This is a genomic window from Pedobacter montanisoli, from assembly GCF_022809115.1.
GTDB classification, from domain to species: domain Bacteria; phylum Bacteroidota; class Bacteroidia; order Sphingobacteriales; family Sphingobacteriaceae; genus Pedobacter; species Pedobacter montanisoli.
In genome coordinates this window covers 150,264-176,195 of the sequence record NZ_JALGBH010000002.1, presented here as the reverse complement: position 1 = coordinate 176,195, position 25,932 = coordinate 150,264, and the positions used below count along the sequence as shown (strand labels likewise).

The 25,932-nt window shown below is 36.6% G+C and carries 26 protein-coding genes; 10 read left to right on the top strand and 16 right to left on the bottom strand.

Annotated features, from left to right (window positions below):
• Positions 1 to 49: 49 nt before the first annotated feature.
• The 8 genes from MMF97_RS08530 to rpsT all read right to left on the bottom strand — a co-directional run bounded on the left by MMF97_RS08530 (position 50) and on the right by rpsT (position 7,431).
• Positions 50 to 562, bottom strand: coding sequence for an Mpo1 family 2-hydroxy fatty acid dioxygenase (locus MMF97_RS08530; protein ID WP_243361501.1), 513 nt, complete (start codon positions 560 to 562; stop codon positions 50 to 52).
• A gap of 89 nt (positions 563 to 651) precedes the next feature.
• Complete coding sequence (gene rny, locus MMF97_RS08525) at positions 652 to 2,214, bottom strand: ribonuclease Y (RefSeq protein WP_243361498.1); 1,563 nt, start codon at positions 2,212 to 2,214, stop codon at positions 652 to 654.
• A 169-nt stretch (positions 2,215 to 2,383) separates the two neighbouring features.
• Positions 2,384 to 2,674 carry a cell division protein ZapA gene (locus tag MMF97_RS08520; protein WP_243361496.1) on the bottom strand — a complete coding sequence of 97 codons (291 nt, stop codon included), beginning with the start codon at positions 2,672 to 2,674 and terminating at the stop codon, positions 2,384 to 2,386.
• A 31-nt stretch (positions 2,675 to 2,705) separates the two neighbouring features.
• Positions 2,706 to 2,996 (bottom strand): hypothetical protein, encoded by a 291-nt coding sequence (locus MMF97_RS08515; protein ID WP_243361494.1) that lies wholly within the window; start codon positions 2,994 to 2,996, stop codon positions 2,706 to 2,708.
• 37 nt (positions 2,997 to 3,033) lie between these two features.
• Positions 3,034 to 5,430, bottom strand: a complete 2,397-nt coding sequence (gene pheT / locus MMF97_RS08510) for a phenylalanine--tRNA ligase subunit beta (protein ID WP_243361492.1) — start codon at positions 5,428 to 5,430, stop codon at positions 3,034 to 3,036.
• 110 nt (positions 5,431 to 5,540) lie between these two features.
• Entirely contained in the window at positions 5,541 to 6,377 is an 837-nt protein-coding gene (locus MMF97_RS08505; RefSeq protein WP_243361490.1) for an endonuclease/exonuclease/phosphatase family protein, read from the bottom strand.
• Between the two features lie 43 nt (positions 6,378 to 6,420).
• On the bottom strand, positions 6,421 to 7,119 hold the full coding sequence (gene radC, locus MMF97_RS08500; protein WP_243361488.1) for a RadC family protein: 699 nt from the start codon (positions 7,117 to 7,119) through the stop codon (positions 6,421 to 6,423).
• 57 nt (positions 7,120 to 7,176) lie between these two features.
• A complete protein-coding gene (gene rpsT / locus MMF97_RS08495; protein ID WP_243361486.1) occupies positions 7,177 to 7,431 on the bottom strand; it encodes a 30S ribosomal protein S20 in 255 nt (84 codons plus the stop codon).
• Positions 7,432 to 7,685: 254 nt separating this feature from the next.
• On the opposite strand from rpsT, the gene purN reads away from it, so the two are divergent.
• The 7 genes from purN to rodA all read left to right on the top strand — a co-directional run bounded on the left by purN (position 7,686) and on the right by rodA (position 15,745).
• The gene (gene purN, locus MMF97_RS08490; protein WP_243361484.1) at positions 7,686 to 8,264 is read left to right on the top strand and encodes a phosphoribosylglycinamide formyltransferase; all 579 of its coding nucleotides are present in this window, start codon (positions 7,686 to 7,688) and stop codon (positions 8,262 to 8,264) included.
• 144 nt (positions 8,265 to 8,408) lie between these two features.
• Complete coding sequence (gene purH / locus MMF97_RS08485; protein ID WP_243361483.1) at positions 8,409 to 9,935, top strand: bifunctional phosphoribosylaminoimidazolecarboxamide formyltransferase/IMP cyclohydrolase; 1,527 nt, start codon at positions 8,409 to 8,411, stop codon at positions 9,933 to 9,935.
• Positions 9,936 to 10,083: 148 nt separating this feature from the next.
• On the top strand, positions 10,084 to 11,106 hold the full coding sequence (locus MMF97_RS08480) for a rod shape-determining protein (RefSeq protein WP_243361481.1): 1,023 nt from the start codon (positions 10,084 to 10,086) through the stop codon (positions 11,104 to 11,106).
• Positions 11,107 to 11,169: 63 nt separating this feature from the next.
• On the top strand, positions 11,170 to 12,009 hold the full coding sequence (mreC, locus tag MMF97_RS08475; protein WP_243361479.1) for a rod shape-determining protein MreC: 840 nt from the start codon (positions 11,170 to 11,172) through the stop codon (positions 12,007 to 12,009).
• Positions 11,999 to 12,514: a rod shape-determining protein MreD gene (locus MMF97_RS08470; RefSeq protein ID WP_243361476.1), complete on the top strand. Its 516-nt coding sequence runs from the start codon at positions 11,999 to 12,001 to the stop codon at positions 12,512 to 12,514. The genes mreC and MMF97_RS08470 overlap by 11 nt, the downstream gene beginning before the upstream one ends.
• Positions 12,514 to 14,499: a penicillin-binding protein 2 gene (mrdA, locus tag MMF97_RS08465; RefSeq protein WP_243361475.1), complete on the top strand. Its 1,986-nt coding sequence runs from the start codon at positions 12,514 to 12,516 to the stop codon at positions 14,497 to 14,499. The genes MMF97_RS08470 and mrdA overlap by 1 nt, the downstream gene beginning before the upstream one ends.
• On the top strand, positions 14,480 to 15,745 hold the full coding sequence (gene rodA, locus MMF97_RS08460) for a rod shape-determining protein RodA (protein WP_243361472.1): 1,266 nt from the start codon (positions 14,480 to 14,482) through the stop codon (positions 15,743 to 15,745). The genes mrdA and rodA overlap by 20 nt, the downstream gene beginning before the upstream one ends.
• On the opposite strand, the gene MMF97_RS08455 is transcribed toward rodA, so the two are convergent.
• Entirely contained in the window at positions 15,742 to 16,212 is a 471-nt protein-coding gene (locus MMF97_RS08455) for a DinB family protein (protein WP_243361470.1), read from the bottom strand. The genes rodA and MMF97_RS08455 overlap by 4 nt on opposite strands.
• A gap of 18 nt (positions 16,213 to 16,230) precedes the next feature.
• A complete protein-coding gene (locus MMF97_RS08450; protein ID WP_243361468.1) occupies positions 16,231 to 17,262 on the bottom strand; it encodes a hypothetical protein in 1,032 nt (343 codons plus the stop codon).
• Positions 17,263 to 17,356: 94 nt separating this feature from the next.
• On the opposite strand from MMF97_RS08450, the gene MMF97_RS08445 reads away from it, so the two are divergent.
• The 3 genes from MMF97_RS08445 to MMF97_RS08435 all read left to right on the top strand — a co-directional run bounded on the left by MMF97_RS08445 (position 17,357) and on the right by MMF97_RS08435 (position 19,228).
• The gene (locus MMF97_RS08445; RefSeq protein WP_243361467.1) at positions 17,357 to 17,932 is read left to right on the top strand and encodes a thymidine kinase; all 576 of its coding nucleotides are present in this window, start codon (positions 17,357 to 17,359) and stop codon (positions 17,930 to 17,932) included.
• A gap of 137 nt (positions 17,933 to 18,069) precedes the next feature.
• Positions 18,070 to 18,486 carry a VOC family protein gene (locus MMF97_RS08440; protein WP_243361465.1) on the top strand — a complete coding sequence of 139 codons (417 nt, stop codon included), beginning with the start codon at positions 18,070 to 18,072 and terminating at the stop codon, positions 18,484 to 18,486.
• Between the two features lie 28 nt (positions 18,487 to 18,514).
• Positions 18,515 to 19,228 (top strand): DUF1003 domain-containing protein, encoded by a 714-nt coding sequence (locus MMF97_RS08435; RefSeq protein WP_243361463.1) that lies wholly within the window; start codon positions 18,515 to 18,517, stop codon positions 19,226 to 19,228.
• On the opposite strand, the gene trpA is transcribed toward MMF97_RS08435, so the two are convergent.
• The 6 genes from trpA to MMF97_RS08405 all read right to left on the bottom strand — a co-directional run bounded on the left by trpA (position 19,221) and on the right by MMF97_RS08405 (position 25,926).
• Positions 19,221 to 19,988 carry a tryptophan synthase subunit alpha gene (gene trpA, locus MMF97_RS08430; protein ID WP_243361461.1) on the bottom strand — a complete coding sequence of 256 codons (768 nt, stop codon included), beginning with the start codon at positions 19,986 to 19,988 and terminating at the stop codon, positions 19,221 to 19,223. The two genes, MMF97_RS08435 and trpA, sit on opposite strands and share 8 nt — an antisense overlap.
• A 30-nt stretch (positions 19,989 to 20,018) precedes the next feature.
• A complete protein-coding gene (trpB, locus tag MMF97_RS08425; protein ID WP_243361459.1) occupies positions 20,019 to 21,206 on the bottom strand; it encodes a tryptophan synthase subunit beta in 1,188 nt (395 codons plus the stop codon).
• 40 nt (positions 21,207 to 21,246) lie between these two features.
• Complete coding sequence (locus MMF97_RS08420; RefSeq protein WP_243361456.1) at positions 21,247 to 21,894, bottom strand: phosphoribosylanthranilate isomerase; 648 nt, start codon at positions 21,892 to 21,894, stop codon at positions 21,247 to 21,249.
• Positions 21,895 to 21,898: 4 nt separating this feature from the next.
• Positions 21,899 to 22,885: an anthranilate phosphoribosyltransferase gene (gene trpD / locus MMF97_RS08415; protein WP_243361453.1), complete on the bottom strand. Its 987-nt coding sequence runs from the start codon at positions 22,883 to 22,885 to the stop codon at positions 21,899 to 21,901.
• Positions 22,886 to 23,099: 214 nt separating this feature from the next.
• Positions 23,100 to 25,079 (bottom strand): tetratricopeptide repeat-containing sensor histidine kinase, encoded by a 1,980-nt coding sequence (locus tag MMF97_RS08410; RefSeq protein ID WP_243361452.1) that lies wholly within the window; start codon positions 25,077 to 25,079, stop codon positions 23,100 to 23,102.
• 31 nt (positions 25,080 to 25,110) lie between these two features.
• A complete protein-coding gene (locus tag MMF97_RS08405; RefSeq protein WP_243361450.1) occupies positions 25,111 to 25,926 on the bottom strand; it encodes an SDR family oxidoreductase in 816 nt (271 codons plus the stop codon).
• Positions 25,927 to 25,932 lie beyond the last annotated feature (6 nt).

The following is a 25,932-nucleotide window of genomic DNA, read 5'->3' as shown; positions in this document are numbered from 1 at the left end:
TTACGATTTAATTATCGTAAAATTAAGCCAATGTTAAATGCCTTAGCAGTTAATATTTTAGCCCTATTTTTTTACATATAAAATGTAGCAACCAGATTGGCCCTATTAACAGGAATTTAACATCATCTAAGAATGAAGGCTTTTTTCCTTCTATTTTGTGCCCGATAAACTGACCTACCCAGGCCAGAACAAAAATAACAGCAAAGATGATCCAGGCTTGAGGTCCGCCTTCTTTTTCCCAGATTTCCAGTTTTACAATGCCAAAGCTCATAGCAAAAATTACCCATACCATTAAAAAGAACAATACGGGCGAAAGTCTGAAATAATAGTACATGGCAAAAGCAATTAAAAAAGATGCCCAGTTAAAAAAAGTCTGATACTGTCCTAAAAAGCTTAATTGTGGAAAAGGAATAAGCCAGATTAGGCCTAACAGACTGAATACGATTAATGGCACACAAATCCAGTGAATCAACTTATTTGTTTTATTCTGGTGACTTTCAGCATATTTGTCAAACAGGATATCAACAGGTTTTTTAGGGTTTGTGGCAATAGTCTTACTCATAATCTGCAATTTTAATCGTTCTATAAAAATAGAAAAAGCGACGGAGATTTCCATCGCTTTTAAAATTATGTTTAGAATTTACTTTCTTCTTATTTAGCAAATGCAACCGAACGGGTTTCTCTGATTACGGTTACTTTAATTTGCCCTGGGTAAGTCATTTCGGTTTGGATACGGTTCGAAATATCAGCGGCTAACAATTCTGCTTGTTGATCGCTTACTCTTTCACTTTCTACCACTACACGTAATTCTCTACCAGCTTGTATAGCGAAGGTTTTTTCTACGCCAGGGTATGATAATGCCAGTTCTTCCAGCTCTTTTAAACGTTTGATATAACTTTCAACTACTTCTCTTCTTGCACCTGGTCTTGCGCCTGAAATTGAGTCACAAGCCTGTACAATCGGCGATATTAAAGAAGTCATTTCTATCTCGTCGTGGTGAGCACCAATCGCATTACACACTTCAGGATGCTCTTTATATTTCTCTGCTAACTGCATACCTAAAATAGCGTGTGGTAATTCAGGATTATCATCAGGCACTTTCCCTATATCGTGTAACAAGCCTGCACGTTTAGCCAGTTTTGCATTTAAACCTAACTCTGCTGCCATTGTAGCACAGAAATTAGCTACCTCGCGTGAGTGGTGCAACAGATTTTGTCCATAAGATGAACGGTAACGCATACGCCCAATCATTCTGATCAACTCAGGATGCATACCATGAATTCCAAGGTCGATTACTGTACGCTCGCCAATCTCGATGATTTCTTCTTCAATCTGTTTTTTGGTCTTGGCAACGATTTCTTCGATACGTGCCGGGTGAATACGCCCATCTGTTACCAAACGATGTAAAGCCAAACGGGCAATTTCTCTTCTTACCGGATCAAAGCCTGATAAGATGATTGCTTCGGGTGTATCATCTACAATAATTTCGATGCCTGTTGCTGCTTCAAGCGCTCTGATATTTCTACCTTCACGACCAATTACACGTCCTTTGATTTCATCATTTTCAAGATGGAAAATTGAAACTGAGTTTTCAATAGCTGCCTCTGAAGCGGTACGCTGTATGGTTTGTATCACTACCTTTTTAGCTTCTTTGCCAGCGGTAAGTTTAGCTTCGTCAACAATATCTTTGATCTGCATCAAAGCCTGCGAACGGGCTTCACCTTTCATATTTTCTACCAATTGGTTTTTAGCCTCGTCGGCAGTTAAACCAGCAATAGTTTCAAGTTGTTTAACATGTTGCTGCTTTAAAACATCTACTTCTTCCTGCTTTTTTACAGCCAAATTGGTTTGACGCTCTAAATTTTCACGTTGTTTATCTAATTCCTGTTCTTTACGACTGGCATTCTCTAAACGTTGGTTTAAAGACTGCTCTTTTTGTTTGATGGTGTTTTCACGCTGACTGATCTCTCCATTGCGAGATTGAACCTGCTGCTCATGCTCAGCTTTTAACTGTAAAAACTTTTCTTTGGCTTCGAGCATTTTATCTTTTTTAAGCATTTCTGCACTGCTCTCAGCATCTTTTAACATTTTCTTGATCTTACTCTGTGCCGCTATCTCCTGCTGCTTTAACAGATTACGCAATAAGAATCTCCCTATTGCTATGCCAACTACCAGGCCGGCCAAAACATATCCTAAAATTTCAATAATACCCATGTGTTTTTATATAAAAAAACCGTAACTAAATTAAAATGCTTCGTGCGCTGGTAATTGCAGGGCAATAAACCCAAAATTGAAACATTATAATCTAACTACGGTCAAATTATATTTTAGCTATATAAGTTTTCAGAAGCCTTTCTGCTTCCCAAAACATATAAAGAACGATTTATTTTATTAAAAATCCGTTAAGCAAACTATCTAATTCTTCAACTTTATCAGCTACAGACGTATCTTGCTGCTGCACTTTTTGCTCGGCTCTTAAAACTGCCGTGGCATAATGCAATACAGCCATTGATAGTAAATCCTGTTTATCTCTGACCGCATAATTTTCTTGGTATTCTTTTATACGCTCATTAATAATCTTAGCTGCACGTCTTACAATTTCTTCTTCTTCAACATTTACCTTTAGCGGATAAATGCGATCAGAAATAGTTATTTTAATCGAGATTTCTCCCATTTTTTAGCTTTGTTTCAATTTTTTGCCTTCACTACTTCTTCAGCAAGGCTACACACTTATCAATTTCTCGCACAAATTCGTTAATTTTTTGCTTTATATCAAGAGTCTTTTCATTTGTACCCTCAATACTTTTTGCCAGCTTAAGAACTCTGAGCTTTTCATCAAGATCAGTTTGCTGTACTCTTAAATCGGCTAAAGCTGTTTTAGTCTCCTGATTTTCACGCCTTAATAAATTATTTTCCTCCTGCAATGCTCTGCAAAGCTCAATAAGCTGAGCCGTTTTAAGGAAAACACCATCGAGTTGTTCTGAAACTGAAGACATCTTAATTTTTTATTTCCGTGATTACTTTATTTTCAATTTATCTAACTTCTGCTTGCACAGTCTGAGCTAAGTTAGTAATTATCTTTTGCATAATTGCATCTATCTGCTTATCTGTTAAGGTCTGCTCTTCATCCTGTAAGGTGAAATTAAGTGCATAAGATTTTTTACCCTCAGGTAATTTATCTCCCTGATAAACATCAAATATCTGCACTGCTTTTACCAGTTTCTTTTCTGCTTTTAAAGCAATACCTTTCAATTGGTCAAATGTGATATTTTGATCAACTAAAAGCGATAAATCTCTGCGTACTGCCGGGAATTTAGGTACTTCTTTGTTTACAATTTTATTTTTACGTACCGCATCAATCAGTAAAGCCCAATCAAAATCTGCATAAAAAACTTCTTTATCAATTCCAGCTTGCTTTTTGTCGTTTTTAGTAGCAGCACCAAAAGTTACCAGTGTTTTATCTCCTCTGTAATATTTCAATCCATAAGCAAAGTCTTCGTTGGCTATTTCTTCAAACTGGAAATTTGTAATACCCAAACGGCTCAAAATTGCGTCAACAGCTGCTTTGATATGGTAAAAGTTAGTTGGTTTTGCACTTTGGTTCCATTGCTCAGCTTGTTGAGCACCACTGTTAACCAATAATAAACGCGGACGCTCTATATATTCCCCATTGATCAGATGATAAGTTTTTCCAAACTCATAAAATTTGATATCGGCATTTTTACGGTTCTGATTGTAAGCTACGCTCTCTAAAGCGGGTTGCAACAAGCTTTGGCGCATTGCATTTAAATCTGAGCTCAGCGGGTTTAAAATCTGTACAGCTTCATCTGGGTTTTTAGAGTACGCCAGTTTGGTTAACGAGTTGCACCATATCTCGATATAATTATTAGCCGTTAACATATCGGCCACTAAATTTTGCAGATTCTCTTTATTAGGTTTCTGCGTATAAGCCAGAGAAGCATTAACTTTTGTGGGGATATGGATATTGTTATAACCGTAAATCCTTAAAACCTCTTCTGTAATATCGCATTCGCGAGTAACATCTACTTTATACGGTGGCACTTGTAAACTTAATCCCTCGGAACTCTCCTGAACAACCTCAATACCCAATGCTTTAATAATAGACCTGATCTCATCTTTAGGAATATCCTGACCAATTAATCTGATAATGTTAGCATAAGTAACCTCAACAGAGAAAGGGCTTACCTTAACCGGATAAATATCTGAAACCTGCGATGAAATTTGTCCACCTGCAACTTCTTTAATTAATAAAGCGGCACGTTTTAAAGCCAGAACAGTCATATCAGGATCTGTACCTCTTTCAAATCTGAAAGAAGCATCAGTCTTCAAAGCATGTCGTTTTGAAGTTTTTCTAACTGAAACCGCATTAAAATAAGCACTTTCTAAAAAGATATTGGTTGTATTTTCGCTCACACCCGATTGTTTGCCACCAAATACACCTGCTATACACAAAGGTTTTTCTGTATCGGCAATCATCAGATCTTCTGAACCCAGTTTACGCTCTACCTCATCTAAAGTAACAAAAGGCGTATTTTCAGGGTATTTTTTTACAAGAACATTTTTGCCGGCAATCTGGTCTGCATCAAAAGCGTGTAAAGGCTGTCCTAATTCATGCAATACATAATTGGTCACATCAACTATATTATTTATAGGTCTTATACCAATTACGGCCAATTTATTTTTCAACCAGTCTGGCGAAGGTTTTACAGTAACCCCGCTAATGGTTACACTGCTGTAACGAGGACAAGCTTCCTGATCTTCAACAGTAACATCAATGATCAGGTTTTCATTTTCGATTTTAAATGCAGAAACATCAGGCATTTGATAACCAGAACGCAGATATGCTGCAATATCACGGGCAACTCCTAAATGAGAAGCTGCATCTGCACGGTTAGGCGTTAATCCAATCTCAAACATGTAATCATCTTCAAGATTAAAATATGTTTTTGCCGGCAAGCCTATTTCAACATTTTCAGGTAAAACCATGATACCTGCATGCGAAACACCCAAACCAATTTCATCCTCGGCACAAATCATTCCTTCAGAAACTTCGCCTCTGATTTTTGATTTATTGATTTTAAAAGGTTCGCCTCCTACTGGATATACAGTTGTACCTACGGTTGCTACCACAACTTTCTGACCTGTGGCAACATTAGGGGCTCCGCATACGATCTGTAAAAGTTCTGTAGCGCCAACATCTACCTTAGTTACCCTTAAACGATCAGCATTTGGATGTTGCACACAATCTGTAACATAACCAATTACCAATCCTTCTAAACCTCCTGCAACGGCTTGTACTTTCTCTAAACTTTCTACCTCTAAACCTATATCCGTTAAGATCAACGAGAGTTCTTGTGGGGTTTTATCGGTTTGAATAAATTGTTTTAACCAGCTATATGATATTTTCATGAAATTTATGGTTGCGCTTTAAGTTAAAAATCAAATTTCTATGGCTTTTAACTCAGAAAAATAAATAAAATGCAAAGATATTATTTAATAAAGTAAGTTTTAGCACATTTTTATTTAAAACTGATTTTTACAAAAACCGGCAAATGATCTGAAAAGAAACGCTGGTCTTTACTATCTGTTAAAACAGCATATTTAACCACTTTAAAAGCATTGTTCACAAAGATGTAGTCTATCCGCTTTTTTAATGGACTGCTATAATTGAAGTCGTTAAATGTGCCGTTAGGCCCGTAAGGCGGCTCCTCTGTAATCTCTTTGCTATCCTGTAAAAAAGATTTAATGGTTGCCACTGCCTCGGTTTCGGGTGTAACATTCAGATCTCCCATAAAAACAACCGGTAATTTAGGCGCTATTTGTTGGATTTTTTGTTTGATCAGCAGAGCAGATTGAATTCTAGCCTGTACACCTTTATGATCATAATGGGTATTGAACACCAAAAATTCTTTTTTATTCTGCTTATCATATAAACGTAACCAGGTACAAATACGATTTAAAGCCGCATCCCAACCTTTACTAGGTGTTTCAGGCGTCTCTGAAAGCCAGAAAGTACCTCCATCACGTTTTATAAATCTTTGCTTATTAAAAAACAAGGCTGAGAATTCCCCTTGTCTTTTTCCATCATCTCTCCCTACGCCAAATGCTTCAAAATTTGGCATAGCCGATAAAAAATCAAATTGCTCAGGCAATGCTTCTTGTACACCTAAAATATCTATATCATGAAACTTAATTAAGGCTTTAACATTTTCTTGTCGGTTTGGCCATGCATTTTCGCCATCATTAGACGTATTCAACCTGATATTATAGGTTAATACATTAATCGGCTGTTTTTGAGCAAGGGTATAAACAGATAAAAAACAAAGTGTAGTTAATAAATAACAGATCTTTCTCATATTATAATTTTAATCAACCAAAATTATAAATTCATTGATAAGATTACATTAGTCTTTCATCTCTAAAGCTGAGATATTCTTTATTCCCTAAAATCAGATGATCTATAACCGATATTTCAAGTAATTGCCCCGCCTCAATAAGCTTTTTGGTAATCTGCATATCTGCAGTACTAGGTTTTAAACTACCCGAAGGATGGTTATGTGCCAATATTACGGAAGCGGCATTATATTCTAATGCAGTTTTAAAAACAATTTTTGGATCAACTACCGTTCCTGATACACCGCCCTTACTCAGAAAATGTTTACCCATTACCACATTAGCCCTGTTCAGCAGTAATACCCAGAATTCTTCATGATGCAAATCACTAAGCAAAGGCTTTAAGATATGATAAGCATCAATAGAAGTAATCACCTTATTGGACTTTGCAGCTTCCAGCTCTTTTCTACGGCGACCTAATTCTAATGCGGCAACAATAGATATAGCTTTGGCCTCGCCTATTCCTTTAAATTTAGAGAGTTCTTTTATACTGAGACGTGCAAGCGAATCGAGATTATTGTCATATGAATTCAGTATCCTTTTACTTAAATCAACAGCTGTTTCATTTTTATTACCTGAACCGATTAAAATTGCGACAAGCTCGGCATCGGTAAGTTGCCTGCGCCCTTGTAAAAGCAATTTTTCACGAGGTTTATCGGCCTCTGCCCAAGCTTTAATTCCTAGTTTGTTTTGGTAGTTAGACATAAAAAAACGGCATCATCTTTTAGATGATACCGTTTCTAATATCGTAATTAAAAGCTACTATTTCAAACCGTTAACAAACTTAGTTAACTTAGATTTGTTGTTAGATGCTTTATTTTTGTGAATTACATTCTTTTTAGCTAAACGATCAAGCATAGAAATTACTTTTGGTAATAATTCTAATCCAGCTTTTTTATCTTCAGCAGCACGTAATCTTTTAATAAAAGTACGTGTAGTTTTTGCCTGATATCTGTTGCGTAAACGTTTTGTTGCGTTTGCTCTAATTCTTTTAATTGCTGATTTATGATTTGCCATTACTATTTAGCCTTTATTTCCTTTGTTTAATATTTTCGGACTGCAAATATAGAAGTATTATTTTTAAATTGCAAAATGGTATTTAAAAAAAATCAAATAATTATTTACAGATAAGCAAAGCGGGTTTATCAACCTCAAACCTATTTTTGATTTGGAAGCTAAGTACTTATCCCTTATCTTTCGGCAAATTTAGGGTTAAAATTCATTAAACCCCGCTTGAAAACACTATTTTTGACAAAAACTTTTTTTAACAAGTGAAGAAACGTATTGCCATATTTGCTTCAGGCTCGGGTTCTAATGCCCAGAAAATAATGGAGCATTTTAAACGCAGCGCCGATACCGAAGTTGCCTTGGTTCTAACCAATAACCCCGATGCTTACGTGCTGCAACGTGCCGATAGCTTTGAAATTCCTTCTCATGTTTTTGACAGGAACGAATTTTACCATACCGATACCATTTTAGAACTACTTAAAAATTTGGATGTCGATCTGATTGTGCTGGCAGGTTTTTTATGGCTTATTCCCCAAAATCTACTTAGGGCTTATCCCGGCCGTATTATAAATATACATCCTGCCCTCCTTCCTAAACATGGCGGCAAGGGCATGTATGGCGATTATGTACATCAGGCAGTAATGGCTGCAAAAGACCCCGAAGGCGGTATCACTATCCACTATGTAAATGAAAATTATGATGAAGGAGAATTCATTTACCAGGCTAAATACCGTATAGAGGAAGATGACAATCTGGAGATGATTAAATTCAAAGGTCAGCAGTTGGAACATCTGCATTATCCACGTATAATAGAAGGTCTTATTAAGAAGATCAAAAAGTAGTAAAAATTGCTAAACTGTAGCATTGTTAAATCGCTGTATGTCCGGCCAGTAATAAACAATTTAGCAATAGAATATTTTTCTTTTAAAACCCCTCTAAAAATCGTCTCGTTTTCATACCTTTGCGGCTTATAAAAATACCCTTCCATGAGCCAATCAGTAAAGATCAAAAACGCTTTAATTTCAGTTTATTATAAAGATGGTTTAGCACCATTAGTAGAGTATTTAGCCAAACAGGGCGTAACGCTTTTCAGTACAGGCGGAACCGAGCAATTTATCAAAGATTTAGGTTGCCCTGTAACAGCAGTTGAAGACTTAACCGGATACCCTTCTATTTTAGGTGGCCGTGTTAAAACTTTGCACCCGAAAGTTTTTGGCGGTATCTTAAATCGCAGAAGTCTGAACGATGATCAGCAGCAGATTGCGCAATACGAAATTCCTGAGATTGACCTGGTGATTGTAGATCTTTACCCATTTGAAGAAACTGTAAAAAATGGTGGCACCGAACAGGAAATTATTGAAAAAATAGATATTGGTGGTATCTCATTGATCAGGGCCGCAGCAAAAAATTTTAACGATGTTGTAATTATTGCTTCTAAAAATGATTATACAACTTTGTTAGATCAATTACAGGAACAAAATGGTGTTACCACGCTGGCTCAGCGTAAAGCATATGCTCAAAAAGCTTTCCACACCTCTTCTCATTACGACACAGCAATTTTCAATTACTTTAATCAGGAAGAACCTTTAAACGTATTTAAGCAAAGTATTGCTCAGGCACAAACCTTGCGTTATGGAGAAAACCCTCACCAGAAAGGTTCATTTTATGGCAATCTGGATGAAATGTTTTCTAAACTGAATGGCAAAGAATTAAGCTATAACAATCTTGTAGATATAGATGCCGCTGTAAGTCTAATTGATGAATTTACAGAGCCTACTTTTGCAATTTTAAAACACACCAATGCTTGTGGTGTGGCTTCAAGAAACAATATAGCACAAGCCTGGGCAGATGCTCTGGCTTGCGATCCGGTATCTGCTTTTGGTGGTGTATTAATTGCCAACAGAAAAATAGATTTGGCTACCGCAGAAGAAATCAACAAATTATTTTTTGAAGTTTTAATTGCACCTGATTATGAAGAAGCTGCTGTTGAATTATTTAAAACAAAGAAAAACCGGGTTATTTTAAAACGTAATGAGGTTGAGCTAAGCAGCAAACAATTTAAAACTTTATTAAACGGTGTAATTGAACAGGATAAAGATTTAATTATTGAAGGTCCTGAACAAATGACCACAGTTACTCAAAAAGCACCTACCGCAGCAGAATTAAAAGACTTACACTTTGCCAACAAGATTGTAAAGCACACCAAATCTAATACCATTGTCTTGGTAAAAGACGACGTTTTAATTGCCAGTGGAGTTGGACAAACTTCGAGAGTTGATGCTTTGAGACAGGCTATTGAAAAAGCAGGTTCTTTTGGATTTAGTGTAAAAGGTGCAGTAATGGCTTCAGATGCATTTTTTCCTTTCCCTGATTGCGTTGAAATAGCGGCTGATGCAGGCATAACTGCTGTTTTACAACCGGGCGGTTCTATAAAAGATACTGATTCTGTTAATAAAGCCAATGAAAAAGGGATTGCAATGGTAACAACCGGCGTAAGACACTTTAAGCATTAAGATATAGCAAGGTATTTTATTCGGGGAAGCAAAGGTTCCCAACCAATTTTTTACCTGAAAAAAAATACCATAATACAATAAAATACCTAATTTTACATTTTAGGTATAATGAAATTTGTTTAATTAAAATACAATAACAAAACCTTACATGGGATTATTTAACTGGTTTACGCAGGAAGTTGCCATTGATTTAGGAACTGCGAATACCCTTATCATACATAATGACAAAGTAGTGGTTGACGAACCCTCTATTGTTGCTTTTGACAGACAAACTAATAAGATTATCGCCATTGGCAGACAGGCCATGCAAATGGAAGGTAAAACCCACGATAATATCAGAACCGTAAGACCTTTAAAGGATGGTGTAATTGCAGATTTTAATGCTGCTGAGGCCATGATCAAAGGAATGATCAGAATGCTGAACGGTGGCAAAGGCTGGATGTTCCCTTCGTTAAGAATGGTAATCTGTATCCCTTCTGGTATTACCGAGGTGGAAAAACGTGCGGTTAGAGACAGTGCAGAAATTGCAGGTGCAAAAGAAGTTTATCTGATCCATGAGCCTATGGCAGCGGCCGTTGGTATTGGAATAGATGTAGAAGAGCCAATGGGTAACATGATCATTGATATAGGTGGTGGTACAACAGAAATTGCAGTTATTGCTTTATCTGGTATTGTATGTGATCAGTCTATCCGTGTTGCCGGAGATAACTTTGACTCTGACATCGTAAATTATATCCGTCGTCAGCACAACATTATGATCGGTGACCGTACTGCCGAGAAAATTAAAATCGAGGTTGGTGCTGCTTTACCTGAGTTAAGCGATCCACCTTCAGACTTTGCTGTACAGGGAAGAGATTTAATGACAGGTGTTCCTAAACAGATCACGGTTTCATACACAGAAATTGCGCACTGCTTAGATAAATCAATTTCTAAAATTGAAGAGGCAATTTTAAAAGCGCTTGAGATTACTCCTCCAGAGCTTTCTGCTGATATTTACCAAACAGGTATTTATTTAACAGGCGGTGGAGCTTTATTAAGAGGACTGGATAAACGTATCGCTGCAAAAACAAAATTACCTGTTCATGTGGCCGAAGATCCTCTTCGTGCAGTAGTAAGAGGAACGGGTATAGCTCTTAAGAACATTGGAAACTTTAAATTTTTAATGCAATAATTTGAATTTAAAAGATGTAAGGTTTAAACCTTACATCTTTTAAACCTATAAACATAAACCTAAATGCGTAACCTTTGGATTTTCATAAATAGATATAGCGCATTTTTTCTTTTCATTATATTCTTTACCATTGGTATTGTACTTACCCTTAAAAACAACGCCTATCAACGTAACGTTATCATTAACTCAACCAATTCGGTTGTAGGTAATGCTTATGCCAAGCTTAATGTAATTAAAAGGTATCTGAACCTGAGACAGGTTAATGATAGTTTGGCACTTGAAAATGCTCAGCTCAAAACCAGAATTTTAACCTTTAATAGTATAGATAGTACCAAGACTTCGGTTATTAAAGATACAGTTAATCATCAGCAGTATACCATATTAAGTGCCATGGTGATTAAGAACTCCATAAACTTGGCAAATAACATCATTACTGTTAACAAGGGTAGCAACGATGGCATTGCAAAAGACATGGCGGTAATTTCGCCACAAAAAGGAGTGATTGGTTTTGTATTAGACGTTTCTCCTCATTTTGCTACGATAAGAACACTCCTAAATAAAGATACTTACATTAGCGTAGTGCTAAAGAAGAACAATGCTTACGGCAGTTTGGTATGGGGTGATAAGAATTTCGATTTCAGAAAAGCATATGTTAAAGAAATACCTAATCATTTTAAAGTAAATGTAGGTGATACCATCGTTACTTCAGGTGCTGGTGGTTTTCCTAAAGGAATAGAAGTGGGTCGTATCAGCAAGACCCAGATCAGTACCGGCGATAGTTTTATGACTCTTGAAATTGCTTTATTTAATGATTTCAGCACATTGCAATATGTATATATCATTAAAGACAGATATAGTAGTGAAATAAAAAACCTCCAGGAAACTTCAAAAAATGAACAGTAAACTTGTATTCTACAATATCATCAGGTGGTTTTTGCTCTTATTTGTGCAAATTTTCCTGCTGCGCAACGTGATATTTTATAATCTGTCTACTCCTTTTCTTTACGTGTTGTTTTTATTGGTATTGCCTTTTGGTATTCCCAACTTTTTGCTTTACCTCATTGCATTTGGTACAGGTTTAACGCTGGATGCATTTTATGATACTCTGGGTGTACATACCAGTGCATGTGTAGCGTTAATGTACGTGCGTATTGCATTTATAAACCTCAGTTTAAATCGCGATTCTATAGACGAACCAGAACCCTCTTTAGGTAATATGGGTTTCAAATGGTTTACTTTATATGCAACCCTATGCATATTTGCCCACCATATAATATTGTTCTTTTTAGAAGCTTTTAAGCTAAATGAGTTTATATATACACTAACACGAGCTTTATTAAGCATGGTTTTTACTTTGTTTACAGTATTGTTAACCGAGTTCATTTTCCATAATAGAAAGTCAGCATAATGGATCAACTGTTTAACCGGAAATATATTATTCAAGGCCTGTTCATCTTGCTTTCGCTTATTTTAATAGGCAAGCTTTTTTATATGCAGGTACTTAGCGATAAATATTTTCTGAGTGCAAACAGCAATGCTTTAAGAAAAATATCTATCTACCCTGCACGGGGTGTTATTTACGATAGGAATAACAAAGTTTTAGCACAAAATCAGCCTACGTATGATTTAATGGTTACTCCTAACCAGGTAAAACCATTTGATACTCTTTCGCTTTGCAATATCATTGGTATCACTATGGAAGAGTTCAGGGAAAAATTCCATAAGGCAGTGGTTCATTCCCGTAATCAGGCATTTATTTTTCAGAAATTACTATCTGTAGAAACCTATGCAACCTTGCAGGAAAAAATGTTTAACTACAAGGGCTTTTACGTACAAAAAAGAACTATAAGATACTATCCGGATAGCATTGCCGGACAATTTTTGGGTTACATCAGAGAAGTAAACAACAATGAGATTGAAAAATACCAAGGTTATTATAAATTAGGCGATTATATTGGTAGAACAGGGCTTGAAAAACAATACGAAACAGATCTGAGAGGTAAAAAAGGCATCATCAACATGCTTTATAACGTACATAACGTTCCGCAAGGAAGTTATGCAGATGGTAAATTTGATTCTCTTGCCGTTGCCGGAAGTCAGATCATTACCACAATAGATAGCAGAATTCAAAAATTAGGCGAAGAATTGTTAGCCAATAAAGTGGGCAGCGTGGTAGCCATTGAACCTTCTACCGGAGAAATTCTAGCTTTTGTAAGTAGTCCTGGTTACGATCCTAATAAAATGGTGGGTAAAGGAACAAACGATAGTTACAAAAGTTTATTTGCCAACCGTTATAAGCCATTCTTTAACCGCCCTTTGCGTGGGCGTTATTCACCGGGTTCGGCATTTAAACCTTTGGATGCGCTTATTGCTTTACAGGAAGGTGCTATAGATCCTAACACTACTTTTAATTGTCCCGGATATTACTGGGCAGGTAACCGTAAATTTAAATGTGAACATATTGACGGAGACATCTCGTTAAGAAGAGGTATAGCCCGTTCATGTAATACTTATTTCTATTCCATTTTTGCCAAAATGATGACTAAAAATGGTTTAAAGAAACAACATGCTACTTATGATGAGTGGCAAAACAAAGTAAGAAAATTTGGAATTGGAGATACTTTAGGTATCGATTTTCCGGGGGAAAGCTCTTATAAGCTCTTTACTGCAGAAGATAATACCAAACGTCACGGAAAATACTGGGGTTATACCACTATTCTTTCAGTAGCCATTGGACAAGGTGAGATTAGTACTACACCTTTACAAATGGCCAATATTATGGCTATTATTGCTAATAGAGGGTATTATATTAAACCACACGTGGTAAAAGGCATCGGTAATGACAAACATATAGACCCTAAATACAAAGAAAAACATTATGCAGGTATAGATGCCCGACATTTTGAACCTGTAATAGACGGGATGCAGGATGCCGTAAACAGTTCTATAGGTACAGCTAAAGAATCTCAAATACCCAATATCTTAATGTGCGGCAAGACAGGAACCGTACAAAATAACCAAGGTAAAAATCACTCTGTATTTATTGGTTTTGCTCCACGCGAAAACCCTAAGATTGCGATTGCTGTAATTATAGAGAATGGTGGTTATGGGGGTGCTTACGCCGCTCCTATCGCCAGTTTTATTACCGAAAAATATTTAACAGATACTTTAATGGGTCGTCGTATTAACGGTGCCACCATAGACCAATACAAGGCTGCAAATTTATTGCCTCAGTTAAAAGAGAATATTGCTAAGCCTAAATTAAAAACCGATAGTTTAAATCAGGCTACTGATACCACAAAACGCGAATTACCGATTAAACCAAAAATAAATCAGCATACCTTTAATAAAACAGCAGTAGAACCTAAAGCAAATGCAACAGCAACAAAGTAACAGATTCTTCTTTAAAGTAGATTGGATTACCATATTGATATATATGGCTTTGTGCACCATAGGCTGGGTTAATATTCACTCTGCCGTTTACAATCCTGATAAAGCTTTTTCTTTTAGTTTTACCGCAGTTGATGGTAAACAATTAATTTTTATCATTTCTGGTCTTATTTTAGGCTTTGTTATTTTACTGCTCGAGTCTAAGTTCTTCAGCATATTTGCTCCTATAGTTTATGGCATTACCATTCTGCTTTTAATTACGGTGCTTGTTGTAGGGCGTAACGTGGGTGGTAATCAGGCATGGATACCCATAGGTACGTTCAGGCTGCAACCCTCAGAATTTGCAAAATTTGGTACGGCTTTGTTGTTAGCAAGATATATCAATACTTTTAACCCCAAGCTTACTTCTTTCAAATCTATAGTAGTCTGTGTTGCAATTATAGCCTTGCCTATGGGACTCATTATGCTTCAGCCTGATGCAGGTTCTACTTTGGTATTTTTATCTTTTATGTTTCCTTTATATAGAGAAGGATTACCAGGGTATCTACTGGTTATTTTTTGGGTAATGGTATTGCTCTTTATCCTCAACTTATACATAAGCCAAGTTACGCTAATCATCAGTATTCTGGTTATTGGCATTGCCTTTATTTTCTTATACCGTAAAAAAATACAGAAAATCATCCTCATAGCAATCATCACTGTAGCTTCTATAGGTTATCTTTTTGTGGCTAAATTCGTGTTTGAAAATGTATTGCAACCGCATCAGCGTACACGTATAGAAGTTAATTTAGGTTTAAAAACCGATAACCGAGGGGCTGGATATAATGTGAGACAATCCAAGATTGCTATCGGAGCCGGACAGGTAACCGGGCGTGGTTATTTGCAAGGTACCCAAACCAAATATGGCTATGTTCCAGAACAAAGTACCGATTTTATTTTTTCTACCGTGGGTGAAGAATGGGGTTTTGTAGGTTGCACAACGGTTATTATTTTATATGCTTTTCTGCTTTTGCGCATTATAAATATGGCTGAGAGACAACGTTCTACCTTTTCAAGAGTATATGGCTATTCTTTAGCCTGCATCATTTTTTTCCACGTTTTCATTAACATAGGTATGGCCACGGGCATTATGCCGGTAATAGGTATTCCTCTTCCTTTTATCAGTTATGGGGGTTCGTCTTTATGGAGTTTTACAGTTCTTCTGTTCATCTTTCTTAAACTGGACTCGAACAGGATGGGCTTTATTTAACCAGCCGTTGCACGAATTATTTTCTTAATCAGTGCAATTTGTCCTAAATGGTAATGGGTATGTTCAATAATGCCGGAAAGGTTACGATAGTAATTACCATATTTTGGATCAGTAAAATCTTCCAGCAATTGTTCTTCGGGTAAATTCTCAAACTCACGAGTAAACAAAGCTGCTTCTGTTAAAGCTTTATTTATCAAGGCCTGCCATTGCTCTTCATTGGTTACAGGTTCAAGATCAAAACTGTATTGATCGCTGGCATTTAAGGGCTTACCCTGTAAAACCTTTAACACCGCACTTACATAGTAATTCATATGAAAAACCAATACAGCTATGGTATTTAGCTGATAAAGTTCTGTGGTTGCTTCCTGCCAGGTTACATCGGCCAACAGATTTTTGAGGTTAACAGTAGTCCAATTACCACCAAAATGAACATCATTAAAATGCTTTGCTATCTGTTTAACCAACATCTGTAAAATTTGAATTAGCTATTGCTTAAACCGCTGGTTAAGCACATTGTAAAATTTATCTACTGTAGATTGTTTATCTGCCCAGTTATTTTTAGCGGCATAATTTACTTTAAAAAACTGGTCTGCGGCTTCAAAATCAGGAAGTTTGTTAGCCAGTTCAATAGCTTCAGCATAAGCTAAATTGTAACCGTTAAACAGATCTTTAATAAACAATAATTTGTCATTTAAGCTTATACCTTGTTTAAGGTCTGCTATTGGATTTAAATTTTGCTGGCTGTTGTTTATACTTGCACTACCTTTACTGGCCAGCATATCATTTAAAGTAGGCCTGTAATCTTCTTGCTGTACTGGAATTTCTATTTCTGTTTTTTCTACCTGTACGGTTAATTCCGTTAGTGCTTGCGGTTGTTCCTCCTCCACAGGTATTACAATTGGTTCTTCTTCTTTAATCAGGAAAGGTTCTGGTCCAATTTCGTCTTCTTCCAGTTCTTCTGTATTTCTGATTAAGTTTTCTTTGACTTTTTTCTTCTGCTCTAATATTTTTTGCTCTTCTTCACTCAGCGCCCTGTCAAATAATTCGTCTGCATTTTTTTCTTCAAAATCAAATTTATCATCCGCACTGTACTCTGTATTTAATACAAACTCAAATGTTTTTTCCGGCTCGGTTTCTAAGCTAAAAATCTCTTTTTCAAATACAGGTTCTTCATCTACAATATGAATATCTTCCTGTTCTTCTGCACTTGTATATTTTACAGCATCTGTTTTTTCTTCTACAGGTTCATCTTCAGTTAATACAGGCTGAACGGGTACATTCAGAATTTCTTCCTTTGGCTCTTCTTTCTCTTCATGTTCTGTGTTGACCGTGTTTTCCTTAACGATCATTTTTTTTACAATCTGAATATGATCAACCAGAAAATTAGCATTGGCCTGCAATAACTCAAGCTCTAATTCATTAATCTGCTGTGGATTTTGAGCCAGATACTGGTAATGCTCATTTAACTCGGTAACTATGGTTCCTAATTTTTTGAAAAGAGATTCCTGTTTCATCATAACTAAGTAACGAAAAAATTGAAGCTTTATGTTGGTAAATGATAACCAAAAATACTATAAAATTCCCTTATATTTGGCTAAAATACGGTTACAAATGTTATTTAGCGAGAGAAATTTCAGAAGAGGTGAATTTAGCGGAAGTATAGAGGTTATTTGTGGTTCTATGTTCTCGGGTAAAACCGAAGAATTGATCAGGAGATTAAAAAGAGCCCAGATTGCCAAACTAAACGTAGAAATTTTTAAGCCAAAAACAGATACCCGTTATGATGAAACAGCCGTAGTATCTCACGATTTAAATTCCATACAATCTACACCGATAGAAAGTTCTGCAGCAATATTATTATTAGGCACCAATACACAGGTAGTAGGCATTGACGAAGCGCAGTTCTTTGATGATGAGTTACCCGAAGTTTGCAACAAACTTGCTTTAAAAGGCATAAGAGTTATTGTTGCCGGATTAGATATGGATTTTCAGGGCAAGCCCTTTGGCCCAATGCCTAATTTAATGGCTATAGCAGAACATGTTACCAAGGTAAATGCCGTATGCATGCAATGTGGTAGCCCTGCGGTTTATTCATACAGAACCGTTGCCAGTGAAGCAAAGGTATTACTGGGCGAAAAAGACAGTTATGAGCCTCGTTGCAGAGCTTGTTACCATAATTTAATCTGAGCATCTTCTTTTTAACAGGAAACTCTAAGGGCCAAAAATCCGATTTTCAATTTATCTTGATAGATGAGTTTTGAATTCAAGGCTATTTTATACCCGATTAGTTTTGTAACTTCACGTACAATCAACTCTAATATATTATGACCAAAGAGATCTGGCTTAATTTACCTGTAAGCGATGTACAGCAATCTACTATTTTTTTTAAAGCAATTGGTTTTGAAGTTAATACGCATGCGCCAAATAGCGAAGTAATGGTTTCTTTTAAAATTGGCAGCAAGAATTTTATTGTAAATCTGTTCAGGAAAGATGTGTTTCAAAGCTTTACGCCTTATGCTGTTGCAGATGTAAGCGATAGCCTAGAAATGCTGATTTCTATTGATGCCGAAAGTACTGAAGAAGTAAATGAACTTTTAGAAAAGGCAGAAAAAGCAGGCGGAAAGGTGTTTGCAAAAGTTGCCGAACAACAAGGTTGGATGTATGGTGGTGGTTTTACCGACCTCGACGGACATAAGTGGAATATCCTGTATATGGATTTCAGCAGAATGCCACAAAAGTAATTCGTTCTTTATCGCTTTAATTTTATCTATGACCAAAGTACAATCATTTAACAGTGCTGTTTCGAATAAAGAATTTCCTGCAGCCGAAAAAGTTTTAGGAAGTTCTATAAGGAATTCCATTTTTAATTTCATCCAAAAAGACTGCCCTACGTTTGACAGAACAAGTGCCCTATCTATTAGCGAGCTTAATTATTACCGTCAGAAATATATTTCTGAATACCTGGTTAAAGAAATTGGCGAAGTAGGCGAACTGGAAAAACAAGTCATTAATGCTTTGGTTGATACCGATACAGTTACCGATAAGTTAAATGATGCCAACGATAGACAAGGATTGACTCGCGGACAGGCCATCGCTGATAAAGTGGCATCTTTTGGTGGAAGCTGGACTTTTATTATTTCTTTTGCTGTGTTTTTACTCCTTTGGATTGGTGCAAATGTATATTTTCTGGCCAACAAAGGTTTTGATCCTTATCCTTTTATTCTGTTGAACCTGATCTTGTCTTGTTTAGCGGCCATACAGGCTCCCGTAATTATGATGAGCCAGAACCGACAGGAAGAAAAAGATCGTGAAAGAGCTAAGAGCGATTACATCATCAACCTTAAATCTGAGCTAGAAATCAGGACTTTACATGAAAAGATAGATCATCTGATCATGAATCAGCAACAAGAACTTCTTGAAATCCAAAAAGTACAGATAGAAATGATGACCGATATTTTGAAGCAACTTAAAAAGGCTACCTGATCTTTTTCATAAAGTTTTTCACGCTTTCTTCAATATGGTTGGCATCAATATTTTTTACAAATGCGCTGCCTATAATGGCTCCGCTGGCGTAGGTATTAGCGGTATCATAAGTGTTTTTATCTGAAATACCAAAGCCGATAATTTGTGGATTTTTCAATTTTAAAGCTGAAATATGTTGAAAATACTGAGTAGCTTGATTTGAAAGCTCTAAACTATTACCTGTAGTTGAAGATGATGAAACCAGATAAATAAAAGCGTTACTTAGCTCATCTATTTTTCTGATGTGTTCTTCTGTAGTTTGAGGTGTAACCAAAAAGATATTGCTGATGCCGTATTTCTTAAATACAGGCTGATATAACTCTTCATATTCATACATCGGCAAATCTGGTATGATGCAACCGTCAACGCCTACTTCAAGGCATTTTTTGCAGAAGTTTTCTACGCCATATTGAAGTACCACATTTACATATCCCATTAACAAAACCGGAACAGTTACCTGTTTTCTCAAATCTTCCAGCTGTTCAAACAACAGGGCTAAAGTCATGCCGTTATCCAAAGCGGTTTTGCTGCTTTGTTGTATAACCGGTCCATCGGCCACAGGGTCTGAATAAGGAAATCCTATTTCTAAAAAATCTGCTCCGTTTTGCTCTAGAGCCTGTGCTATTTTTAAGGTATCATTTAAATTTGGATAACCTGCTGTAAAATATATAGAGAGTAGGTCTTTCTTTTTATGCTGAAATAATTGCTGAAGTCTGTTCATTTTGCAAATTGTAATTTTAATGATGTTCTCTTAATCCTGTAAATCAAAATATTTCATATAGGTATCCATGTCTTTATCTCCTCTTCCAGACAGGCACACTACCACAGTATCTGATGGATTGAGCTGCATTTTTTCCAGTTGAGCCAATGCATGTGCACTTTCTATAGCAGGTATAATACCTTCATATTGGGTAAGCAGTAAGCCTGCATTCATCGCTTCATCGTCTGTAATTGCAACATACTGCCCACGACCACTTTTGAATAAATGCGCATGTTGAGGGCCTATTCCCGGATAATCCAAACCTGCCGAAATAGAATGTGGCTCTACCACCTGTCCATCATTGGTTTGCATTAAAATACTTTTACTACCATGCAAAACGCCTTCCCTACCCAAAGTTGTGGTTGCTGCCGAAAAACCACTGTCAACACCTTTTCCTGCTGCTTCTATGGCAATTAATTTTACACTTTCATCATCAATAAAATGATAGAACATACCCATGGCATTGCTTCCACCGCCTACACAGGCCAGTACATAATCAGGCAATTCATTGCCCGTATGTTCTTTCAGTTGCTTTTTTGTTTCAAAAGAAATGATAGACTGAAATTGCGCTACCATATCAGGATATGGATGCGGACCAACTACAGATCCTATAATGTAATGTGTATCTACCGGATTATTGATCCAATCTCTCATAGCTTCGTTTGTGGCGTCTTTTAATGTTTTACTACCTGAAGTGGCTGCCATCACTTTAGCGCCTAACATTTTCATCCGGGCTACATTTGGCGCCTGACGTTTGATATCTATTTCGCCCATATATACCACGCATTCTAAACCACGCAAAGCACAGACTGTTGCAGTTGCTACTCCATGTTGTCCGGCTCCGGTTTCGGCAATAATGCGTTTTTTGCCCAGTTTTTCTGCCAATAAGATCTGCCCGATGGTATTGTTAATTTTATGTGCACCGGTATGGTTTAAATCTTCTCTTTTCAGAAAGATATTTGCACCATATTTTTTAGATAAGCGCTTAGCCAAATACAATGGCGAAGGGCGACCTACATAATCTTTCAAAAGTTGTTTAAATTCCTCCTGAAAACTGGGTTCATTGATAATATGAAGATAATTTCTGCGTAATTCTTCTACATTTGGATATAACATTTCGGGGATATAGGCTCCACCAAATTCTCCATAATATCCACGTTCATCAACAAAATAATTCATATTCCTTTATGTTTACTAAGCGTTTAAAACGCTAAATTCTTTAATCCTGTACTTCAATTAATTCTTTCAAAAATCTTTGCAGTTTATTGATGTCTTTCAATCCAGGCTCTATCTCAAACCTGCTGTTCAGATCTATGGCATACAAACGTTTATCATTGATTTTCTTGATCTCTTCTACATGTTGAAGGTCAATTCCGCCGCTTAAGAAATAAGGTTTCTGCAAATTATATCGATCCAGTAACTGCCAGTTAAACACTTTACCTGAACCTCCATAATTTTGGGTTTGGGTATCAAAAAGAAAGAAATCAACCGCATCTACATAAGATTCTAAAACTGTAAAATCAAAGTCTTCGTCTATGCCAAAAGCTTTAATAACTTCTACATTAAACGCTTGCAGGGTTTTACAATATTCTGGGCTTTCGTTGCCGTGTAACTGTATGGCTTTTAGCCCATGCTGCCTAATCATTGCTTCTACTTTATCTATTTCTTCGTTAACAAACACGCCTGTTGTTTTAATGGGTTCAGGGATGTAACGGATCAGTTCTGCAGATACTGGTGTAATCATTCTTGGTGATTGCGGATAAAAAATAAAGCCCATATAATGTGGTTGGAGCTCTGCAAGTTCTGCAATATTAGCAGCCCTGCTCATACCACAAACTTTTATTTTTATTTCTCCCGGTAACATCATTTTATTAAGCGATAAGGTTTTTAAAACTGTGGTAAGCTCTTTTATTCACTAACGATTCTTCTGCTTTGTAATAGCAATCGGCAAAAGAAAGCTCTTTTTCTATGGTTTGTATAGCCAGCGCTGCATTGCAAAGCACTACATTGGTCTGGCTGTCTGTGCCTCTACCTTCAAGCACATCTAAAAATATTTTTGCTGAAGATTCTACCGTATCACCTCCTTTAATTTCTTTTTCATCAAGGGTTTCAAAACCCAAGCTTTCTATGGTATGCAGTGCTTCTCCCTGCCTGGTAAAAGTTTTAAAATCGCAGGTTAAGGATACTTCATCAAAACCATTTACAGCATGTAAAATGGTATAGTTCTTATCTGTTTCCTGGTATAAATAAGCATAAATGCGGGCCAGCTCCAAGCTAAATACGCCTATAATCTGGTTTTGGGGTTGTGCCGGGTTTACCATTGGACCCAGCATATTAAAAAAGGTTTTTACGCCTAGTTCTTTACGCACCGGCGCAATGGTTTTCATAGCAGGGTTAAAAAGCGGTGCATGGATAAAACAAATCCCTGCTTTGTCTAAACTCTGTTTCAATGCGCTTTCATTATTGGTAAAGTTATAACCTAAATACTCAATTACATTGCTGGAACCGCAGCCTGATGATACGCCGTAATTACCATGTTTGGCTACTTTATACCCTGCTCCTGCCACTACGAAAGATGCTAAGGTAGAAATGTTGAAGGTATCTTTTCCATCTCCGCCTGTGCCACAGAGATCAACCAGTTCAAAATCATTCAGGTTTAATTTTATACACAATTCAAGCATGGCATCTCTAAATCCCTGAAGTTCTTCTACCGTAATGTTACGCATGGCATAGGCGGTAAGAAATGCGGCCATTTGTGCGGCATTAAACTCTCCTAAGGCTATAGAGGTAAGTATTTTTTGTGCTTCTGCACGACTAAATGTTTTGTTCTCGAATAAATGGTTAAGAATTTTTTTCATTCTTTTTTATTTTATCGGGACAACCTGAAGGCAACAAAAAAAGGATTGCGTTTCAGGCAATCCTTTTTGTTTATCAATATTTTTAAATTAAATACATAGAGATTGGCCTAACAAAAATTGTTATGCCACCACCAGTTTGTATTTAACATTAATGTTCTCATCGTTTAGGCAAATATGAAACAGTTTTTTATCAATTGCAAGATTTTTGAAAAATTTATGCTTTTTTATTTTGGTCAAAACCTTCCAGTATAAAAGTGAAAACGGTTCCTTTACCTACTTCGCTTTCTACATTAAGCTCACCTTTATTAGCCTGGATAAACTCTTTACAGATGATTAATCCTAAGCTGGTGCCTTCTTCCTGCGAGGTTCCCTTTGTACTTGTAGAAGATAAATTAAATATGTTGTTGATTCTGTTAGGCGCAATACCTACTCCCGTATCAATCACTTTAAATTGTACTTTATTGTTTGCCATCGCTTCGGCTTCAAGCCTTACTGTACCTCCGGTCTGCGTAAATTTAACTGCATTTGATAAAAGGTTTCTGATCACAAAATCAAAATGGTTTGAATCTGTTTGCAACATCATACCCTGTGGCACATCAAGATGAATACTGATGTTCTTTTGCATTGCTGATTCTTTAATCAATGCTACGTTTTTCTGAATATTTTCTATAGCATTAAAAGTAGTTACATTTAAACGTATGCCTTTAATTTGCATTTGACCCCATTTGAGCAGTTTATCTAATATTTCAAGGCTGCTTTCGCAATGTTCGCTCAGTTTCCCGATAATTTCCTCACGGGTAGAAGCATCTATATCTCCATCGTTAACCAGATTTAAAAATCCGATTGTAGAAACCAAAGGAGATCTGATATCATGTGCAACGATTGAAAAGAATTTATCTTTCTGACTATTATTTTCTTCTAATCTGGCATTAGCCTGCTGTAAAAGCTTATTTAAATGTCTGGTTTTATAATAATTGGCAAAGATGATTGCTAAAATGATGAGTGCTGCCAGCGCTATAGAAATGGTCACATTTCTTACCATAGTGGCTTTGCTGCTTTTTAATTTGAGCTCTTTTACCTGTGCGTTTGATTTTTCGAGATTATAAGCGGTTTCAAGACTGGTTACCTGTTGCATCATATCTCTATAATAAAACTGATCTGCCAGACTATAGCTTTTGGCTTTGCATTCGAGCGCTTTTTTCAAATCGTTTTTCTTTTCATACAGTTCAGACATTTTGTTTAAAATAGTAATCTGCTGTATGTACAATTTATTTTCTTCAACAATACGCAAGGCCTGTTTAAAATAATACAATGCCTTATCGGCATCAACCTTCATATAAACTTCTGCAAACTCGGTTAAGGTGGATTGCTCTCTTAATACATTTTTAATCTGACGGGCAAATGATAAGGCTTCCAAAAAATACTTTTCTGCTTTTGCCTGATTGCCTTTTTGAAAATAAGCAATTGCCAGCACCTTTAACAAACTAATGCGCAATCCATTGTATTCAGTTTTATTGCACTTTTTTAATCCGATTTCTAAATAACGTATCGCATTATCATATTCTTTCAGCTTTACATAAGTGTAACCATAACTGATATACATGTTAAAAGTGAAATTAGATAGCGGAATTTCGCTGTCTATCTTTTGTGCGATGTCCAGATTCTTTAAGGCACTGTTGTAATCGCCTACGCTGTAATAGGCTTCTGATAATACAACACGAGCTTCGAGTAAGCCCAATTTGTCGTTATTTTTCTCACTTAACCTTAAAGCATCATAGAAATAGGCCAGCGATTTATCATAATTTCCTTTTCTTTTTTCTACAACTCCTAATCTTACCAGAATGGTGGCTTGTCCTTTTTCGTCTCCCAGCTCACGATACAAGGCTTCGGCCTTTTCATATTGCTCTTTAGCTTCTTTAAATCGTGTGGCATTATCATCGATCATGCCGTTCTGGTTATACAGAGCAGCCAAGGTTTTTTTATCATTTTTCTTTTTTGCAAATGCTATCCCCTGCTTAACAAAATACAGTGCAGAATCTGGTTTAAGGTACCTGTAGTATTTTACCATTTTCAGGTAATCTTCGCCTGTCTTAAGTTTTTTAGGATTTACGGGCACATCACTTGCATACAGATTTTGTAAACCTGTACAAAGTATTAATCCCAATAAGATAAGTGTTCTCGTTATAATTTTCATCTGCCGAAGCGCATTTTCCTTCACTTGTGTACTAGCTTATTAAAGGATTTTTTTCTTTGGCAAAAAGTTCAAATACTTTTTTATCGGCAAAAGCCGGAAAGAGTTTATTTACCCATACCGCCAATTTACCTTGTCTGGTCATAATAAGCGTACGCTTTCTTTTTTCAATTCCATCACATATCCTTTGGGCAACTTCTTCGGCACTCATCATTTTTTCTTCTTCCATACTGGTTTCGCCATGTGCCAAACCATCTTTTGCCAATGCGGTAACCCTGATGTTAGATGCGGTAAAACCCGGGCAGGCTACCATTACATGTACACCCGTTTTAAGCAGCTCTGTACGCAGGGCTTCCATAAAACCATTCATGGCAAATTTTGAAGAAGAATAGCCCGTACGACCCGGCAAACCTCTGTAACCTGCAATTGATGATACACCTACCACGCTCCCTTGATTTTTTAAAATCTCAGGCAAAGCGTATTTGGTGCAATATACAGTACCCCAAAAATTCACATCCATCAGGTTTTTAATTACCGAAAGGTCTAAATCGTTAAATAAAGCCCGCATAGATAAACCCGCATTATTAATGAGAACATCTATACCCCCAAAAGTAGTTTTTGCCTGCTCTATGAGCATTTTACAATCTTCTTCCTTACTTACATCGGTTTGTACAGCCAGCGCTCTGATACCAAAATCTTTTTCCAGAACAGCGGTGATCTCACACAAGCTTACAAATTGCCTTGCACCAAGTACCAGATTAGCACCTCTTTTGGCCAGTTCAAAAGCCAATGCTTTACCAATACCAGATGATGCACCGGTAACTATAACTACTTTATCTTTTAAGTTCATTTTACT

Bases quoted from the DNA above. Each gene is read 5' to 3' on its own strand.
- MMF97_RS08405 (WP_243361450.1), bottom strand. From the start codon at position 25,926: ATGAACTTAAAAGATAAAGTAGTTATAGTTACCGGTGCATCATCTGGT.
- MMF97_RS08420 (WP_243361456.1), bottom strand. From the start codon at position 21,894: ATGATGTTACCGGGAGAAATAAAAATAAAAGTTTGTGGTATGAGCAGG.
- MMF97_RS08440 (WP_243361465.1), top strand. From the start codon at position 18,070: ATGACCAAAGAGATCTGGCTTAATTTACCTGTAAGCGATGTACAGCAA.
- MMF97_RS08515 (WP_243361494.1), bottom strand. From the start codon at position 2,996: ATGTCTTCAGTTTCAGAACAACTCGATGGTGTTTTCCTTAAAACGGCT.
- MMF97_RS08435 (WP_243361463.1), top strand. From the start codon at position 18,515: ATGACCAAAGTACAATCATTTAACAGTGCTGTTTCGAATAAAGAATTT.
- MMF97_RS08530 (WP_243361501.1), bottom strand. From the start codon at position 562: ATGAGTAAGACTATTGCCACAAACCCTAAAAAACCTGTTGATATCCTG.
- MMF97_RS08445 (WP_243361467.1), top strand. From the start codon at position 17,357: ATGTTATTTAGCGAGAGAAATTTCAGAAGAGGTGAATTTAGCGGAAGT.
- trpB (WP_243361459.1), bottom strand. From the start codon at position 21,206: ATGAATTATTTTGTTGATGAACGTGGATATTATGGAGAATTTGGTGGA.
- mreC (WP_243361479.1), top strand. From the start codon at position 11,170: ATGCGTAACCTTTGGATTTTCATAAATAGATATAGCGCATTTTTTCTT.
- rny (WP_243361498.1), bottom strand. From the start codon at position 2,214: ATGGGTATTATTGAAATTTTAGGATATGTTTTGGCCGGCCTGGTAGTT.
- purH (WP_243361483.1), top strand. From the start codon at position 8,409: ATGAGCCAATCAGTAAAGATCAAAAACGCTTTAATTTCAGTTTATTAT.
- MMF97_RS08470 (WP_243361476.1), top strand. From the start codon at position 11,999: ATGAACAGTAAACTTGTATTCTACAATATCATCAGGTGGTTTTTGCTC.
- MMF97_RS08450 (WP_243361468.1), bottom strand. From the start codon at position 17,262: ATGATGAAACAGGAATCTCTTTTCAAAAAATTAGGAACCATAGTTACC.
- mrdA (WP_243361475.1), top strand. From the start codon at position 12,514: ATGGATCAACTGTTTAACCGGAAATATATTATTCAAGGCCTGTTCATC.
- MMF97_RS08505 (WP_243361490.1), bottom strand. From the start codon at position 6,377: ATGAGAAAGATCTGTTATTTATTAACTACACTTTGTTTTTTATCTGTT.
- MMF97_RS08455 (WP_243361470.1), bottom strand. From the start codon at position 16,212: ATGTTGGTTAAACAGATAGCAAAGCATTTTAATGATGTTCATTTTGGT.
- trpD (WP_243361453.1), bottom strand. From the start codon at position 22,885: ATGAAAAAAATTCTTAACCATTTATTCGAGAACAAAACATTTAGTCGT.
- MMF97_RS08410 (WP_243361452.1), bottom strand. From the start codon at position 25,079: ATGAAAATTATAACGAGAACACTTATCTTATTGGGATTAATACTTTGT.
- rodA (WP_243361472.1), top strand. From the start codon at position 14,480: ATGCAACAGCAACAAAGTAACAGATTCTTCTTTAAAGTAGATTGGATT.
- radC (WP_243361488.1), bottom strand. From the start codon at position 7,119: ATGTCTAACTACCAAAACAAACTAGGAATTAAAGCTTGGGCAGAGGCC.
- rpsT (WP_243361486.1), bottom strand. From the start codon at position 7,431: ATGGCAAATCATAAATCAGCAATTAAAAGAATTAGAGCAAACGCAACA.
- pheT (WP_243361492.1), bottom strand. From the start codon at position 5,430: ATGAAAATATCATATAGCTGGTTAAAACAATTTATTCAAACCGATAAA.
- trpA (WP_243361461.1), bottom strand. From the start codon at position 19,988: ATGAACAGACTTCAGCAATTATTTCAGCATAAAAAGAAAGACCTACTC.
- MMF97_RS08520 (WP_243361496.1), bottom strand. From the start codon at position 2,674: ATGGGAGAAATCTCGATTAAAATAACTATTTCTGATCGCATTTATCCG.
- MMF97_RS08480 (WP_243361481.1), top strand. From the start codon at position 10,084: ATGGGATTATTTAACTGGTTTACGCAGGAAGTTGCCATTGATTTAGGA.